This is a genomic window from Burkholderia mycopellens, assembly GCF_964265025.1.
Taxonomy (GTDB): domain Bacteria; phylum Pseudomonadota; class Gammaproteobacteria; order Burkholderiales; family Burkholderiaceae; genus Burkholderia.
In genome coordinates this window covers 285,798-301,346 of sequence record NZ_OZ183803.1, presented here as the reverse complement: position 1 = coordinate 301,346, position 15,549 = coordinate 285,798, and the positions used below count along the sequence as shown (strand labels likewise).

The window sequence follows — 15,549 nt, the reverse complement described above, 5'->3', positions numbered from 1 at the left end:
CGACGCGGGCCGGCGCCCCTCTCCGTCGTGCCCGCGTCATCTCTTCCGCCGCGCTCACCGAAACACGTTCACCGCCTCCACCAGCCGCGTTGCCTGCTGCTTCAGGCTCTCCGATGCTGCCGTGCTCTGCTCGACCAGCGCCGCGTTCTGCTGCGTGATGTTGTCCAGATGCACCACCGCCTGGTCGACCTGCGCAACCCCCGTGCTCTGTTCAGCCGTCGACGAACTGATCTCCGCAATCAGATCCGACACGCGCTTCACCTGCGTGACGATATCCTCCATCGTCTTGCCCGCGCCGTCGACGATCCGTGCGCCCGATTCGACGCGCTCGACGCTCGCACCGATCAGCGTCTTGATCTCCTTTGCCGCATTCGCGCTGCGCTGCGCGAGCGCTCGCACCTCACCGGCAACCACCGCGAAGCCGCGCCCCTGATCGCCGGCCCGCGCGGCTTCGACCGCCGCGTTCAGCGCAAGGATGTTGGTCTGGAACGCGATGCCGTCGATCACGCCGATGATGTCCGAGATCTTCCGCGAGCTGGCCGTGATCTCGTTCATCGTCGCGACCACCTCGCTCACCGCCTCCCCACCACGCCCCGCCGCTTCGCTCGCGGACACCGACAACTGATTCGCCTGCAGCGCGGTTTCCGCATTGCTCGACACGGTCGCCGTCATCTCGGCCATCGACGCGGCCGTCTGCTGCACGCTCGTCGATGCCTGCTCGGTGCGCGCACTCAGGTCGTTGTTGCCCTGCGCGATCTCGTTGCTCGCGCGCTGCACGTTCAGCACCTGTTCACTGACGTCGTCGACGAGCCAGCGGAACATCAGCCCGAGCTGGTTGATCGTGCGCAGCGTCATGCCGATCTCGTCGACGCGGTTCATCCGCACGCCGCTACGGCTCTCGCCGGTCGCCACGCGCAACGCCTCGTCGCGCAACTGCATGAGCGGACGCGCAATCTGCGCATCGAGCCACAGCCCCGCAGCAGCCGCAGCGCCGGCCGTCACCGCCGCGAACGCCCCGAGCCCACCGCCGGCCAGCCCGCACGCCCACCCGCCGGCCACCACGACCGGCGCGAGCACGCACAACGACAGATGAAGCCGCGCGCGCACCGACATCGTCTGGAACAGCGACGTGAAACCGGCCACGCCCTTGCGGACGATCAGCCCCTTGTGAAAATGCCGGTTGCCGGCCTGCCCTTCGCGGAATTCCTTGTAGAGCGCCTCCGCAGCCGCGATCTCGTCGCGCGTCGCCTTCGTGCGCACCGACATGTAGCCCTTCGGCTCGCCGTTGCGCATCACCGGAATCGCGTTCGCGCGCACCCAGTAGTGATCGCCGTTCTTGCGGCGGTTCTTCACGAGCGCGGTCCACGGCTCGCCGCCCTTGAGCGTCGCCCACATGTCGGCGAACGCCTCCTTCGGCATGTCCGGGTGGCGCACCACGTTGTGCGGCTGACCTTCGATCTCTTCGGGGGAAAATCCGCTGACCTGGATGAATGCCGCGTTCGCGTAGGTAATGTAGCTGTTCGCGTCGGTGGTCGACATCAGCGTCGCGTCATCAGGAAAATCGAATTCGCGTTGCGTGACGGGCTGGTTGTTGCGCATGGTGTGGAGCTCCGGGTAACGGATCTTGCGTCCGCTTGTCGATTGATTCGCGACCCCGCGCATTTCGGTCTATCCGCATGCGCGTAGATCTGACACCTGCGCTTTCGGCACATTCCACGAAAACATGATGGTGTATTCGGGAAAATATGCATTAAAAATGCATAATCTTTCTTTTACCAAACAATTTGTTTATGGATGAAACTAAACACCAGACCAGGAAACGGTTTGACGGCCATTCGTCTGATCATTAAGCGCAATTTACCCAATATCAGGACGACGCATAAACGCAAAATATTCAATACGAATATTTCTCGTTTTGTGCATTTTGATTGAATGGAAAAACCTGAACGCGTATTGCACGCGTCAATCACGATGCATGGATCGGGCGCGCACATCGCGTGCGCGCCGCGACGATCAGCGGAACACGTTCACCGCATCCACGAGACGCGTCGCCTGCTGCTTCAGGCTCTCCGACGCCGCCGTGCTCTGCTCGACCAGCGCCGCGTTCTGCTGCGTGATGTTGTCCAGATGCACCACCGCCTGGTCGACCTGCGACACGCCGGTGCTCTGCTCGGCCGTTGACGAGCTGATCTCCGCGATCAGATCCGACACGCGCTTCACCTGCGCAACGATGTCCTCCATCGTCTTGCCCGCCTCGTCCACCCGCCGCGCGCCCGATTCGACGCGCTCGACGCTCGCGCCGATCAGCGTCTTGATCTCTTTCGCCGCATTCGCGCTGCGCTGCGCGAGCGCCCGCACCTCGCCGGCGACCACCGCGAAGCCGCGCCCCTGTTCGCCTGCGCGTGCCGCTTCCACGGCCGCGTTCAGCGCAAGGATGTTGGTCTGGAACGCGATGCCGTCGATCACGCCGATGATGTCGGCGATCTTGCGCGAGCTGGCGGTGATGTCGCTCATCGTCGTGACGACCTCACCCACCGCCTGCCCGCCGCGCCCCGCCGCCTCGCTGGCCGACATCGCGAGCCGGTTCGCCTGCAGCGCGGTCTCCGCGTTGCTGTCGACCGTCGCCGTCATCTCGGCCATCGATGCAGCCGTCTCCTGCACGCTCGACGCCGCCTGCTCGGTGCGCGCGCTCAGGTCGTTGTTACCCTGCGCGATCTCGTTGCTCGCGCGCTGCACGTTCAGCACCTGCTCGCTGACGTCGTCGACGAGCCAGCGGAACATCAGCCCGAGCTGGTTGATCGTGCGCAGCGTCATGCCGATCTCGTCGACGCGGTTCATCCGCACCCCGCGCCGGCTTTCACCGGTCGCGACGTTCAGCGCCTGCTCGTGCAGCCGCTTCAGCGGACGCACGATCTGCGCATCGAGCCACAAGCCGGCCGCCGCCGCCACGCCGACCGTCACGCCGGCAAACGCCGCGAGCCCACCGCCGGCCAGCCCGCACACCCAGCCCGCGCCGACGACCGCCGGCGCGAGCACGCACAGCGCCGAATGCACGCGCGCGCGCACCGACATCGTTTGCGACAGCGACGCGATGCGCAGCAGGCCCGTGCGGATCACCAGCCCCTTGTGGAACCGGCGCTGGCCGGCCTTGCCTTCGCGGAACGCGCGATACAGCGCATCGGCGGCCTCGGATTCGTCGTGCGGCGCCTTCGTGCGTACCGACATGTAGCCCTGCGGCTCGCCGTTGCGCATCACCGGAATCGCGTTCGCACGCACCCAGTAGTGATCGCCGTTCTTGCGGCGGTTCTTCACGAGCGCGGTCCACGGCTCGCCGCGCCTGAGCGTCGCCCACATGTCGGCAAACGCTTCGCGCGGCATGTCCGGGTGGCGCACCACGTTGTGCGGCTGGCCGACGAGTTCCTCGTTCGTGAAGCCGCTCACCTGCGCGAACGTCGTGTTGGCGTAGGTGATGATGCTGTCTGCGTCGGTCGTCGACATCAGCGTGACGTCGTCGGAAAAATCGAATTCCTGTTGGGTAACGGGCTGGTTATTGCGCATGCAAGGCTCCGAAAAGCGGATCTGTCGTCCGCGCCGCGCTGACTTCACGCTCAGTAGCCGAAAAACGGTTTATCGCTTTACGACAGTCTTCATCGTACTGTCGGCATATTGGGGAAAAACCTTACCCTTTCTTCGCATAAAATATTCAATTCGGCGGCCGCCATGATTTCGATCAAATAATCCGGAAATAATCGCGGCGCGTGTCCATCCGCATGTCACGCCACGCTGCACGGCATGTCATTGCCGTCAGCCGTTGCACGCGGCGAAACGATTCCGTCTATCCTGCTCCATTCAATCGGCATTCGAATTCGATGAAAAAGGCATTGCACGAACTGAATCGGCTGTCCTGGAATACGGCGACAGTCGCACATAACAGTCACAAGGGCGATCAGGCCGCGTTTTTCCGCGACGGCGGCTCGACACTCTTTCCGGAGGAACGCGAACTGCTCGGCGACATCCGCGGGCTGCGGCTCCTGCACCTGCAGTGCAACGCGGGGCAGGACACGCTGAGCCTCGTGCGCGACGGCGCGGATGCGACGGGAGTCGACATCTCCGACGAAGCCATCGCGTTCGCACGGCAACTGTCGACCGACGCGGGCCTGCCCGCGCGTTTCGAGCGCGCCGACGTGCTCGACTGGATGCCCGAGGCCGCCGCGCGCGGCGAGCGCTTCGATCGCGTGTTCACGTCGTACGGCGCGCTCTGCTGGCTGTCCGACCTGAACGCGTGGGCACGCGGGATCGCCGCACTGCTCGCGCCGGGCGGCCGTTTCGCGATGGTCGAGTTCCATCCGTTTGCGCTGGTTTTCGACGAACACTGGAAGCCGCACTACGACTATTTCAACGGCGACGCGACCGAAGAGCCGACAGGTGTCGGTGATTACGTCGCCGCATCCGGCACGGGGCTCGGCGCGCTGCACGACCATCCGGGCGTCGTCGACTTCGCGAACCCGCATCCGAGCTACGAGTTCATGTGGGGTATCGGCGAAGTCGTGAACGCGCTCTTATCGGCCGGGCTCGCGATCGACCGCCTGACCGAATATCCGTATGCGAACGGCTGGAAGGGCTTCGACGGCATGCGCGAGCTGGACGGCCGCCGGATGGTGCCGCCCGACGGCATGCCGCGCCTGCCGCTGATGTATGCGATCGCCGCGCATCGGGAGGCCGCATGACGCGCCGCACCGCCGCCGAACGCGACGCGCTTTCCGCCCGCCTGCTCACGCGCGACGATGTGCCGCTCGTGTGGACCATCGACCGGCGCGAGATCATCGAACACCTGTACGTGCTGCGCGACGGCGCGCTCCATCTCGTTCCCGACTTCTACGACGTCGCGGGCTGGCCCGACGGCGAAGCCGACCACTACACGCCGATCCTGCTCGACTGCCACGATCGCGGCGGCTGGTGCCTCGGCATGTTCGACGGTGCACGGCTCGTCGCGGCGGTCGTCGTCGACAGCGAGCCGCTCGGCCCGCACCGCGACATGCTGCAGCTGAAGTTCCTGCACGTGAGCCGCGACTGGCGCGGCTGCGGGCTCGGCGAGCAGCTCTACCGCGCGGCCCGCGAGCAGGCGCGCGCGATGGGCGCTGCACGCCTGTATGTGTCCGCCACGCCATCGCAGAACACGATCGACTTCTACCTGCGGCTCGGCTTCACGGTCAGCGCATCGCCCGACCCGGCGCTGTACGCGCTCGAGCCGGAAGACATTCATCTGGAAGGACCGACCGCCTGACGCACCGGCACGCGGGTGAAGAAGTGTTCGCGGACACCGGGATCGACGCGCGCGATGCGCGCCTCATGCGGTTGTCGCCGGCCGGTTAAGACGATGGGCGGCATGAGGATGCTCGTGCCGCCCATCGATTCGGAAACGGTAACGCGGTCAAGCAGCGAAGCAGGCCGTACCCGGCCGCTTCGCCACGAGACGCGGGTCAGACGCGTTCGATCGCGATCGCGATGCCCTGGCCGACGCCGATGCACATCGTGCACAGCGCGAAGCGGCCGTTCGTGCGATGCAGCTGATACATCGCGGTCGTCACGAGACGCGCGCCCGACGCGCCGAGCGGATGACCCAGTGCGATCGCGCCGCCGTTCGGGTTCACGCGCGGATCGTCATCGGCCACGCCGAGCATGCGCAGCACCGCGAGACCTTGCGATGCGAACGCCTCGTTCAGTTCGATCACGTCGAACTGGTCGATCGTCATCCCGAGCCGGGCGAGCAGCTTCTGCGTGGCCGGCGCGGGGCCGATGCCCATCACGCGCGGCGCGACGCCGGCCGTCGCGATCCCGAGCACGCGTGCGCGCGGCGTCAGGCCGAAGCGCTTCGCGGTGGCTTCGTTCGCGAGCAGCAACGCGGCGGCGCCGTCGTTGACGCCCGATGCGTTGCCGGCCGTCACCGAGCCGTCCGGGCGCACGACGCCCTTCAGCTTCGCCAGCGTTTCGAGCGACGTCTCGCGCGGATGCTCGTCGCGCGACACCACCACCGGATCGCCCTTCTTCTGCGGAATCGTGACCGCAACGATTTCCTCGGCGAGCGTGCCGTCCTGCTGCGCACGCGCGGCCTTCTGCTGGCTGCGCAGCGCGAACAGATCCTGGTCGGCGCGGCTGATGTTGTAGTCGACCGCGACGTTCTCGGCCGTCTCCGGCATCGAATCGACGCCATGCAGCTGTTTCATCAGCGGATTGACGAAGCGCCAGCCGATCGTCGTATCGTAGATGTCGGCCTGGCGCGCGAATGCACTCGCGGCCTTGCCCATCACGAACGGCGCGCGCGTCATGCTCTCGACGCCGCCCGCGACCATCAGCGCGGCCTCGCCGGACTTGATCGCACGCGCGGCCACGCCGACCGCATCCATCCCGGAACCGCACAAGCGGTTGATCGTGGAACCCGGCACGCCTTGCGGCAGCCCCGCGAGCAGCGCCGACATGCGCGCGACGTTGCGGTTGTCCTCGCCGGCCTGATTCGCGCAGCCGTAGATCACGTCGTCGATCGCCGTCCAGTCGACGTCGCGGTTGCGCTCGACGAGCGCCTTGAGCGGCACCGCGCCCAGATCGTCGGCGCGCACGCCGGACAGTGCACCGCCGTAACGCCCGATCGGCGTACGGATCGCATCACACAGAAAAGCTTCGGTCATCAGTGTCTCCGGTCCCAGGGCAGGCTGGGGAATGAACAGGGCGCGCCCCTTGCATTGCCCGCCGGGATGCGCTTAAATGTTCTATATACGAACATAAGATCGTGTATCGAACGTTCAACGCATCATAGGGAGTGCGGGGACGACCTGTCAAGCGCCCGCTCCGCCGTGCGGTTGGCGTGTCGGGCCCCATGCGCTATCTTCTCGGCTGCACGATATTCCACCCGCTCATGACAACCGAAGACACCCAGACGAAACCCGGCGACTCCTATGTGCAGTCGTTCGCGCGCGGCCTCGCGGTGATCCGCGCTTTCGATGCGGCACGCCCGGAGCAGACGCTCACCGAGGTCGCGTCGGCCACCGGCCTGACGCGTGCGGGCGCGCGCCGGATCCTGCTCACGCTGCAGACGCTCGGCTACGTCGAAGCCGACGGCCGGCTGTTCCGGCTCACGCCGAAGATCCTCGAGCTCGGCTTCGCGTACCTCACGTCGATGCCGTTCTGGAATCTCGCCGATCCGGTGATGGAGCAGTTGTCCGCGCAGATCCACGAGAGCTGCTCGGCGGCCGTGCTCGACCGCACCGAGATCGTCTACGTGCTGCGGGTGCCGACCCGCAAGATCATGACGATCAACCTGTCGATCGGCAGCCGGCTGCCCGCGTACTGCACGTCGATGGGCCGCGTGCTGCTGTCCGCGCTCGACGACGCCGCGCTCGACGAAACGCTCGCGCAAAGCGGCATCCGCGCGCATACGCCGCGCACGATCACCGACCTCGGCGAACTGAAGGCGGCGATCGCACAGGTGCGCCAGCAGGGCTGGGCCGTGGTCGACCAGGAACTCGAAGTGGGACTGATGTCGCTGTCCGCGCCGATCCGCAACCGGCGCGGGCAGATCATCGCGGCGATGAACATCAGCGGCAATGCGCAGCGGCATACCGCGAAGCAGATGGTGAAGGAGTTTCTCGGGCCGCTGCAGCAGGCCGCGCAGACGGTGTCGGAGCTGGTCGCGCGGCGCGGGTGAGCGAAGGGGCACGCGAGGTTGGCCGCGCCTGCACGGCGCTTCCCCCGCGAACCCGGCCAACGTCCGGCTCGATGGCCGTATCGGCGACGCCGCGATTCTCGAAAAAAGACGGGCGGCACCGGGCCGCCCGCTCAATACTCTGACTCTGTTGCAACGTTCTTCTCACGGAACACGGAGCAAACTCCGCGCGACACAATTTAGTGATGCGCGCAAACCCGGTCAATTTGACAAGAACGAAATTACGTCGCACACCGGTAGGACACCGCGCCGCTCATGCACCGAGCAACATTCCCTTGCGCACCGGCACCGTGCCCGTCACGCGGCCGAGCGGTGCACCCGCCGTCACGAATCGGATCGCGCGGCGCATGTAGAACACGCCGTCGGTGCCGCTCGAGATCGTCGTGATCGCGTCCGTCAACGGATCGACGATGTCGAACAGCGGATCGCCGGCGCGGATCGTCGCGCCGATCGCGGCGCGGTGCACGAGTATCCCGCTCACCGGCGCGTAGAACTGCTCGCTGCCCGCGAGCGGCGTGGCCGGCGCGGCAAGCGGCGGCAGCGGCGCGCGCGCGCCGTGCACCGCGCCGCGCCACACGAGATAGTCGACGAGCGCATCCGCGTCACGTTCCGCATGTTCGTACGTCACGTCGCGCTGGCCGCGGCACTCGACCGTCACGGCCACGGCGCCGGCCGCCATCGGCGTGCCTGCCGGCAAGTGCTGCCGCAATTGCGACCACAGCAGGTGATGCGCATCGTCGAACGCGTGCCCGCCCGAATCTTCGGCGAGCAGCGACACCTCCGCGCCGAGATAGCGCGCGAGCGGCTCGACTTCCGGCCATGCGGTGTCGCTCGTGTACACGTGCATCACCGCTTCCAGCGAACAATGCAGGTCGATCACCACATCGGCGTCGAGCGACAGTTTCAGCAGCGCCAGCTGCAGCGCATCGAATTCGGTGCGCGGCGCGATCTGGTCGAGCGCCGCGCCCACGCATTCGCGCACGATCGCGCGATTGCGTTCGCCGTCGTCGCCGAGGCGGTCGCGCGCACGAGCGGCGATCTCCGCGAGCGGCAGGAAGCCGCGATTGAAGTTGCGGCCGCTCGCAAGATCGAAACGGCCGATGAACTGCCCGAGCAGATGATGATTGAGGCCGACCGGGTTCGCGACCGGCACGAGCACGATCTCGGCCGCGAGCCGGCCTTCGGCATCGAGCTGCGCGAGCCGCTGCTTCAGCACGAACGCCGCGAGCATCGCGGGCGTCTCGTCCGCGTGCAGCGCGGCCTGCAGGTAGATCTTGCGGCCGGTGCCGACCGGCCCGAAATGAAAGCTCGTCAGCGTGCGCTGCGTGCCGATCGACGGCGACAGGAGCGGCGTGGTGCGAATCTGCATCGATGGTCTCGAACGGATGAAAACGGGGCAGCGGGTGAAAACGACGGTAAGCGCGGCGCTCAGTCGCCGTATGGGTTGAAGTCGAAATACTTCTTCGCGATCCGCTCGTACGTGCCGTCCTTCAGCATCGACGCAATCGCGCCGTCGATCGACGCCTTGAGCGCCGTATCCGACTGCCGCATGCCGATGCCGACACCGCGATCGCCCATGTCGAGCGGCGCGCCGACGAACGAGAAGCCCTTGCCCTTCGGCGTACGCAGGAAGCCGTAGTCGGCTTCCACGGTGCCGAGCAGCGCCGCATCGAGGCGGCCGTTTGCGAGATCGGCGAACACGTCGTCCTGGCTCTTGTACGGCACCACGCCGACGCCGGCCGGCGCCCAGTGCGCGAGCGCCCACGATTCGAACTGCGTGCCCGACTGCACGCCGACGTGCTTGCCCGCGAGCGACGCGGTGGTGCTGTCGACGCCGCTGCCGGGCCGGGCAACGACCCGCGACTTGAAGCGGAACAGCTTCGACGAGAACAGGATCTGCTTCTCGCGCTTCTCGGTGATCGCCATCGACGACAGGATCGCGTCGATCTTGCGCGCCTGCAGCGCGGGAATCATCCCCGAGAATTCGAGCTCGACCCACTGGCAGCGCAACTGCGCGCGGCGGCAGATCTCGTTGCCCAGATCGACGTCGAAGCCCTTCAGGCTGCCGTCGGGCGCCTTCGAATCCATCGGCGGATAGGTCGGATCGATGCCGAGGCGCACCGGGCGCGCATCGAGCGCGTGCGCGGCGCCGGCCGCAAGCGCAAGGCACAGGGAAACGAGCGGAATGAGGGTGCGTTTCATGGTCGACGAAGGGCGGGACGAGGGACAAACGGCGCGAGCCGGACTGTCTGTGATCGTAGTGCGCCCGCGCCCCCGCCGGAATCGCCCGCTGCCTTATCATGATCACATTTCCCGATCACCGGCCTCGCGCTTGCCCATGGCGTTCACGCTCTCCCAGCTCCGCATCTTCCAGGCCGTCGTCGAGCACGGCAGCCTGCGCGCCGCCGCGCGCGCGCTCGATCTCGCGCAGAGCGGCGTCACGCAGCAGCTGCAGAGCCTCGAGGCGACGCTCGGCGCGACGCTGTTCACGCGCACCAATCGCGGGATCGTGCCGACGGCCGTCGGCCAGCGGCTGCTCGCGCGCTCCGGTTCGATCCTCGGCGAATGCGAACAGGTCGAGCGGGAGATCCGGCAACTGAGCGGCGCGTACGAAGGCACCGTCACGCTCGGCCTCGTGGCCGAGCCGCTGATCGACGCGTTCGCGCCCGTGCTGAGCGCGTTCCGCGCGCGCTTCGACAAGGTCGACGTGCATCTGCGCACCGGCACGTCGCGGATGATGATCGGCTGGCTGCGGGAAAGCGCGGTCGATTTCGCGATCGCGCTCGTGGCGAAGCAGACCGACACGACCGATCTCGCGGTCACGCCGCTGCGGACATCGGCGCCGGTCGTCGTGTGCCGCAACGGGCATCCGGCGATGCATGCGCAATCGCTCGCCGAACTGGCCGACTACGCGTGGGTGTCGACGCGCTCGCCGAACCTGAGCGCCGACCCCGTCGTCAACCGCCTGCTCGCGTACTTCGACCTGCACGGCCTGCCGCCGCCGAAGATCCTCGCCACCGTCGAAGGGATGTTCGAGACGCTGCAGCTCGTCACGCAGACCGATTGCCTGTCGCTCGAAACCGAAGCCGTGACGCGGCACGGGCCGTTTGCCGGCGCGCTCGCGAAGGTGCCCGTGCGCGAACAGGCCGAATCGCAGGACATCTGTCTGCTGCAGCGCGCGGCCGTGCCGCTGACGCCGGCCGCGCAGGAACTCGCGACGATGCTCGCGTCGTACCTGAGGGTGGTGCGCGGGCGGTAAGCGCGTATCACCGCTTGCCGCCCGTCGTGCTGCGCCACGCTTTGCGTCAGTCGAGCGAATCCCGCGCCGTCTCGCGCAGCATCGCCACCGCGATCAGCGACAGCACCACGCACGCGGCCACGTAGCCGGCCGGCGCGAGCTTGCTGCCGGTCGTCTTGACAAGCCACGTCGCGATCAGTTGCGCGCTGCCGCCGAAGATCGTCACCGCGAGCGCATACGCGATCGAGATGCCCGTCGCGCGCACGTGGCGCGGCAGCGACTCGCACATCAGCGCCATCTCTGACGCCGAGCCGAGCGAATAGAACAGCAGCATCAGCGCGGTCAGCGGCAGGATCACCGACAACGTCGGGTGATGGTTCATCAGCCAGAACGCCGGGAACAGCAGCGCGACCAGCACGCCGCGGCCGACGAAGATCGGCAGGCGCCGGCTGCCCAGCCTGTCCGACAGCCAGCCGAACAGCGGGCACGTGACCAGCATCACGCAGCCCGACGCGACGCCGACGAACATCGACAGCTTCATCGGCAGGCCGAGCGTGTGGATCGCATAGGTCGGCATGTAGAACGTCAGGATGTAGGTCGACACCGTGCCGCCCATCACCGTGAGCATCAGCAGCAGCACCGTGCGCGCGTGCTTCGAGAACAACTCGCGCAGCACGCCGCGTTCGATGCCGTGATGGCTGTCGCCGGGCGCATCGTCGGCGAGCCGGCGGCGCAAGACCATGCCGACCGGCGCGATCAGCACGCCGACGAGGAACGGCAGCCGCCAGCCCCAGCTCTCCAGCGCGTCCTTGGTCATCGTGTTCGACAACAGCGCCGCGAAGCCCGAGCCCATCAGCGCGGCGCCGCCCTGCGTCGCGAGCTGCCAGCTCGCGCGGAACGCACGGCGCGACGTGCCGCCCTGTTCGAGCAGCGTCGACGTCGCCGCGCCGAATTCGCCGCCCTGCGAGAAGCCCTGCATCAGCCGCGCGAACACGACCAGCAGCGGCGCAGCCACGCCGACCTGCGCATAGGTCGGCGCGATCGCGATCAGGCCCGTGCCGAGCGCCATCAGCATGATCGTCAGGTTCAGCGCGGCCTTGCGCCCCTTGCGGTCCGCGTAGACACCGAGCACGACGCTACCGAGCGGCCGCGTGAAGAAGCCGGCCGCGAACGTCGCGACCGACAGCAGCAGCGACGTGGTCGGGTCGCTCGACGGGAAGAACAGCTTGCCGATCAACACCGCGAAGAACCCGTACACGGTGAAATCGAAAAATTCCAGCCAGTTGCCGATCACGGCCGCGGCGATCGCGCCGCGCCGCGTGACGGCCGGCGCGCCCGGCGTGCTGGTTTCGGCAGCCCCGTCGAAGCGGGGGGCAGCGCGAGATGGTCTTTCTGCATCGTTATCGTCTCCTCTCAATGCGGCCGGCAGCGCCGGCCGCTCGCCTCGCCGCCGGCCTCACCGCCCCAGGTAACGCTCAACGAGACGCGTCCAGTACGCCGCACCGATCGGCAGGTTGCGATCGTTGAAATCGTATTTCGGGTTGTGCACCATGCAGCCGTCCTCGCCTTCGCCGTTGCCGAGCCGCACGAACGAGCCCGGTCGCTGCTGCAGCATGAACGCGAAATCCTCGCTGCCCATCAGCAGATCGGTCTGCTCGACCACGTGCGCGTCGCCCACGAGCTCGCGCGCGACCTGCGCGGCGAAATCCGTTTCGGCATCCGAATTGACGACGACCGGATAGCCTTCGATGTACTCGACGTTCGCGGTCGCGCCATAGCTCGCGGCCTGCGTTTCGGCCAGCTCGGTGATGCGGCGCTTGAGCAGCGCACGCACGTCGGGGCTGAACGAGCGCACGCTGAGTTCAAGGCGCGCGCCGTTCGGGATCACGTTGTTCGCGGTGCCTGCGTGCATCGAGCCGACCGTGACGACCGCCGGCTGCGCGGGATCGACGTTGCGCGCGACGATCGTCTGCAGCGCCATCACGATGCTCGCCGCGACGACCACCGGGTCGACCGTCAGGTGCGGCCGCGCCGCGTGGCCGCCGACGCCTTCGATCGTGATGATCGCCTTGTCGCCGGCCGACATGAACGGGCCGCGCCGCGTGAGGAACACGCCGGGCGCCGCGCCCGGATGGTTGTGCATGCCGAACACGGCGTCGCACGGGAAGCGTTCGAACAGGCCGTCGTCGATCATCTTCTTCGCGCCGCTGTCGACGCCATGCTCTTCCGCCGGCTGGAAATACAGGTGCACGGTGCCGGAGAAGTTGCGTGTCTTCGCGAGGTGCTGCGCGGCGCCGAGCAGCATCGTCGTGTGGCCGTCGTGGCCGCAGGCGTGCATCTTGCCGTGCGTGCCGCTCGCATAGGGCAGCCCCGTCGCCTCGACGATCGGCAACGCGTCCATGTCGGCGCGGATACCGATGCTGCGCGTGCCGTCGCCCACGCGCAGCGTGCCGACCACCCCCGTCTTGCCGACCCCGCGCGTCACCTGCCAGCCCCACTGTTCGAGCTTGTCGGCGACGAGCGCGGCCGTGTCGTGCTCTTCGTACGCGAGTTCGGGGTGGTGATGGATGTGGTGACGGATCTCGCGCAACCCGCCGGCGGCGGGCATCAGATCCTCGACTTCGGTGAATCGGGTATCGGTGGTCATCAAGGGGCTCCTGCTGTGTGTCTGCGTGTCGGCCGCACGCGGACGGTGCGTGCGGGAAAGCGAGCCACTATAGCGAGCCGATATCGGTTCAATAAGATGCTGAATTTTTCACCGCAATAAGATTTTTTAATCAGGGTTAATACGGGTATGGCTTGCCGGATCGGCGATGCCCGGCGCGCTCAATACGCGACCCGTTGATTTTTGAGACGAACGGTCTATTATTCGCACATGGACGTTCGAACTGATCCGCCTCGCCGTCGCGGCAGGCCACCGAAACAGCACGAGGATCTCGTCGCCACGCGGGACATGCTGCTGCGCACGGGGCTGGAAATGCTCACCGAGAAAGGCTTTTCGGCCAGCGGGCTCGACGAGATCCTCGGTCGCGCCGGCGTGCCCAAGGGTTCCTTCTATCACTACTTCGACAGCAAGGAAGCGTTCGGTCTCGAACTGATCGACCGCTATGCCGACTTCTTCGCGCGCAAGCTGGACCGTCATTTCAGCGACCCGGCACGTTCGCCGCTGCAGCGCGTGCACGCGTTCGTCGACGATGCCCGGGACGCCATGGCCCGCTATGCCTACAGCCGCGGCTGCCTGATCGGCAACCTCGGGCAGGAAATGGGCGCGCTGCCCGAAAGTTTCCGCGCACGCCTGCGCATCACGTTCGAGGACTGGCAACGCCGCCTCGCCGAATGCCTGGCCGCCGCGCAGCAAGCCGGCGAACTGGCCAGTTCGGCCGATCCCGCCGAGCTGGCCGCATTCTTCTGGATCGGTTGGGAAGGCGCCGTGCTGCGCGCGAAGCTGGAGCGCAGCGACGGGCCACTGACGCTGTTCGCGCAGTTTTTCTTCGATGGACTGCCCCGCTGCTGAATTTTTTTGCCATTAACTAGACGATCGGTCTAGAAAGGAGGACACATGTTTCAAGGCATCGTGATCGACAGGCATGAAACCGGCCAGCAGGTCCGGCTCCAGACGCTGGACGACGCGCAGTTGCCCGCGGGCAACGTCACGGTACGCGTGGGCTATTCGACGCTGAATTACAAGGACGGGCTGGCGATCACCGGCAAGAGCCCGGTGGTCCGCACGTTCCCGATGGTGCCCGGCATCGATCTCGTTGGCGAAGTCGAAGCGAGCACGCACCCGGACTATCGTCCCGGCGACCCGGTCGTGCTCAACGGCTGGGGTGTCGGCGAAACGCACTGGGGCGGCCTCGCGCAGAAAGCCCGCGTCGATAGCGACTGGCTGGTGCCGCTGCCGTCCGCCTTTTCGCCGCAACAGGCGATGGCCATCGGCACGGCAGGCTACACCGCGATGCTGTGCGTGATGGCGCTGGAGCGGCATGGCGTGCGCCCGGAAGACGGCGAAATCGTGGTGACCGGCGCGGCAGGCGGCGTGGGCAGCGTCGCCACGGCCCTTCTCGCCAGGCTCGGATACCGCGTCGTCGCCGTGACGGGCCGCCCCGCCGACGCCGACTACCTGCGGCAGCTCGGCGCGGCGGAGATCCTGGAGCGGTCGACATTCAGCGAACCCGGCAGGCCGCTGGGCAAGGAACGATGGGCCGGTGCGGTCGACGTGGCAGGTAGCCACGTGCTCGCCAACGTGTGCGCGACCACGCGGTACCGCGGCGTCGTGACGGCCTGCGGCCTGGCCGCCGGCATGGATTTCCCCGCGACCGTCATGCCGTTCATCCTGCGCGGCGTCACGCTCGTCGGGATCGACAGCGTCATGTGCCCGCGCGCCGACCGCCTGGAAGCGTGGCGCCGGCTCGCGTCCGACCTCGACGTCGAGAAGCTGGGCGCGATCAGTCACCAGGTCGGCCTGGGCGACGTTATCCCGCTTGCAGGGGAATTGATCGACGGCAAGGTTCGCGTCCGCATCGTCGTCGACGTCAACGCGTGACGCCGCTGACGACCACCGGCGTATCTTCTTTAGGCCGGCGGCTCGCGCATC

The 15,549-nt window shown here is 67.1% G+C and carries 12 protein-coding genes and 1 pseudogene; 6 read left to right on the top strand and 7 right to left on the bottom strand.

The features are described from left to right. Positions 1–54: 54 nt before the first annotated feature. Both ACPTTC_RS19695 and ACPTTC_RS19690 read right to left on the bottom strand, forming a co-directional pair. The gene (locus ACPTTC_RS19695) at positions 55–1,599 is read right to left on the bottom strand and encodes a methyl-accepting chemotaxis protein (protein WP_423393563.1); all 1,545 of its coding nucleotides are present in this window, start codon (positions 1,597–1,599) and stop codon (positions 55–57) included. A gap of 414 nt (positions 1,600–2,013) precedes the next feature. Next, complete coding sequence (locus ACPTTC_RS19690; protein WP_423393562.1) at positions 2,014–3,558, bottom strand: methyl-accepting chemotaxis protein; 1,545 nt, start codon at positions 3,556–3,558, stop codon at positions 2,014–2,016. A 311-nt stretch (positions 3,559–3,869) separates the two neighbouring features. On the opposite strand from ACPTTC_RS19690, the gene ACPTTC_RS19685 reads away from it, so the two are divergent. Next, positions 3,870–4,727: a class I SAM-dependent methyltransferase gene (locus ACPTTC_RS19685; protein ID WP_423393561.1), complete on the top strand. Its 858-nt coding sequence runs from the start codon at positions 3,870–3,872 to the stop codon at positions 4,725–4,727. Then, a complete protein-coding gene (locus ACPTTC_RS19680) occupies positions 4,724–5,284 on the top strand; it encodes a GNAT family N-acetyltransferase (RefSeq protein WP_423393560.1) in 561 nt (186 codons plus the stop codon). The genes ACPTTC_RS19685 and ACPTTC_RS19680 overlap by 4 nt, the downstream gene beginning before the upstream one ends. A 196-nt stretch (positions 5,285–5,480) precedes the next feature. Here ACPTTC_RS19680 and pcaF read toward each other — a convergent pair whose 3' ends face one another. Next, positions 5,481–6,683, bottom strand: a complete 1,203-nt coding sequence (gene pcaF, locus ACPTTC_RS19675) for a 3-oxoadipyl-CoA thiolase (RefSeq protein ID WP_175952576.1) — start codon at positions 6,681–6,683, stop codon at positions 5,481–5,483. 188 nt (positions 6,684–6,871) lie between these two features. On the opposite strand from pcaF, the gene ACPTTC_RS19670 reads away from it, so the two are divergent. Then, on the top strand, positions 6,872–7,699 hold the full coding sequence (locus tag ACPTTC_RS19670; RefSeq protein WP_413227024.1) for an IclR family transcriptional regulator: 828 nt from the start codon (positions 6,872–6,874) through the stop codon (positions 7,697–7,699). 271 nt (positions 7,700–7,970) lie between these two features. Here ACPTTC_RS19670 and ACPTTC_RS19665 read toward each other — a convergent pair whose 3' ends face one another. Together ACPTTC_RS19665 and ACPTTC_RS19660 are read right to left on the bottom strand one after the other, a co-directional pair. Then, entirely contained in the window at positions 7,971–9,086 is a 1,116-nt protein-coding gene (locus ACPTTC_RS19665) for a succinylglutamate desuccinylase/aspartoacylase family protein (RefSeq protein WP_423393559.1), read from the bottom strand. Positions 9,087–9,145: 59 nt separating this feature from the next. Beyond that, positions 9,146–9,919 (bottom strand): transporter substrate-binding domain-containing protein, encoded by a 774-nt coding sequence (locus ACPTTC_RS19660; RefSeq protein ID WP_423393558.1) that lies wholly within the window; start codon positions 9,917–9,919, stop codon positions 9,146–9,148. Between the two features lie 136 nt (positions 9,920–10,055). Here ACPTTC_RS19660 and ACPTTC_RS19655 point away from each other — a divergent pair, with 136 nt between their 5' ends. Then, on the top strand, positions 10,056–10,976 hold the full coding sequence (locus ACPTTC_RS19655; RefSeq protein ID WP_423393557.1) for a LysR family transcriptional regulator: 921 nt from the start codon (positions 10,056–10,058) through the stop codon (positions 10,974–10,976). 46 nt (positions 10,977–11,022) lie between these two features. Here ACPTTC_RS19655 and ACPTTC_RS19650 read toward each other — a convergent pair. Beyond that, positions 11,023–12,353: pseudogene (locus tag ACPTTC_RS19650) on the bottom strand (MFS transporter). Between the two features lie 58 nt (positions 12,354–12,411). After that, the gene (locus ACPTTC_RS19645; protein ID WP_423393556.1) at positions 12,412–13,602 is read right to left on the bottom strand and encodes a M20 aminoacylase family protein; all 1,191 of its coding nucleotides are present in this window, start codon (positions 13,600–13,602) and stop codon (positions 12,412–12,414) included. Between the two features lie 228 nt (positions 13,603–13,830). Here ACPTTC_RS19645 and ACPTTC_RS19640 point away from each other — a divergent pair, with 228 nt between their 5' ends. Then, the gene (locus tag ACPTTC_RS19640; RefSeq protein ID WP_423393555.1) at positions 13,831–14,469 is read left to right on the top strand and encodes a TetR/AcrR family transcriptional regulator; all 639 of its coding nucleotides are present in this window, start codon (positions 13,831–13,833) and stop codon (positions 14,467–14,469) included. A 45-nt stretch (positions 14,470–14,514) separates the two neighbouring features. Continuing rightward, positions 14,515–15,498 (top strand): MDR family oxidoreductase, encoded by a 984-nt coding sequence (locus ACPTTC_RS19635; RefSeq protein ID WP_423393554.1) that lies wholly within the window; start codon positions 14,515–14,517, stop codon positions 15,496–15,498. Positions 15,499–15,549: the final 51 nt, after the last annotated feature.

Bases quoted from the DNA above. Each gene is read 5' to 3' on its own strand.
- ACPTTC_RS19695 (WP_423393563.1), bottom strand. From the start codon at position 1,599: ATGCGCAACAACCAGCCCGTCACGCAACGCGAATTCGATTTTCCTGAT.
- ACPTTC_RS19690 (WP_423393562.1), bottom strand. From the start codon at position 3,558: ATGCGCAATAACCAGCCCGTTACCCAACAGGAATTCGATTTTTCCGAC.
- ACPTTC_RS19685 (WP_423393561.1), top strand. From the start codon at position 3,870: ATGAAAAAGGCATTGCACGAACTGAATCGGCTGTCCTGGAATACGGCG.
- ACPTTC_RS19680 (WP_423393560.1), top strand. From the start codon at position 4,724: ATGACGCGCCGCACCGCCGCCGAACGCGACGCGCTTTCCGCCCGCCTG.
- pcaF (WP_175952576.1), bottom strand. From the start codon at position 6,683: ATGACCGAAGCTTTTCTGTGTGATGCGATCCGTACGCCGATCGGGCGT.
- ACPTTC_RS19670 (WP_413227024.1), top strand. From the start codon at position 6,872: ATGCGCTATCTTCTCGGCTGCACGATATTCCACCCGCTCATGACAACC.
- ACPTTC_RS19665 (WP_423393559.1), bottom strand. From the start codon at position 9,086: ATGCAGATTCGCACCACGCCGCTCCTGTCGCCGTCGATCGGCACGCAG.
- ACPTTC_RS19660 (WP_423393558.1), bottom strand. From the start codon at position 9,919: ATGAAACGCACCCTCATTCCGCTCGTTTCCCTGTGCCTTGCGCTTGCG.
- ACPTTC_RS19655 (WP_423393557.1), top strand. From the start codon at position 10,056: ATGGCGTTCACGCTCTCCCAGCTCCGCATCTTCCAGGCCGTCGTCGAG.
- ACPTTC_RS19645 (WP_423393556.1), bottom strand. From the start codon at position 13,602: ATGACCACCGATACCCGATTCACCGAAGTCGAGGATCTGATGCCCGCC.
- ACPTTC_RS19640 (WP_423393555.1), top strand. From the start codon at position 13,831: ATGGACGTTCGAACTGATCCGCCTCGCCGTCGCGGCAGGCCACCGAAA.
- ACPTTC_RS19635 (WP_423393554.1), top strand. From the start codon at position 14,515: ATGTTTCAAGGCATCGTGATCGACAGGCATGAAACCGGCCAGCAGGTC.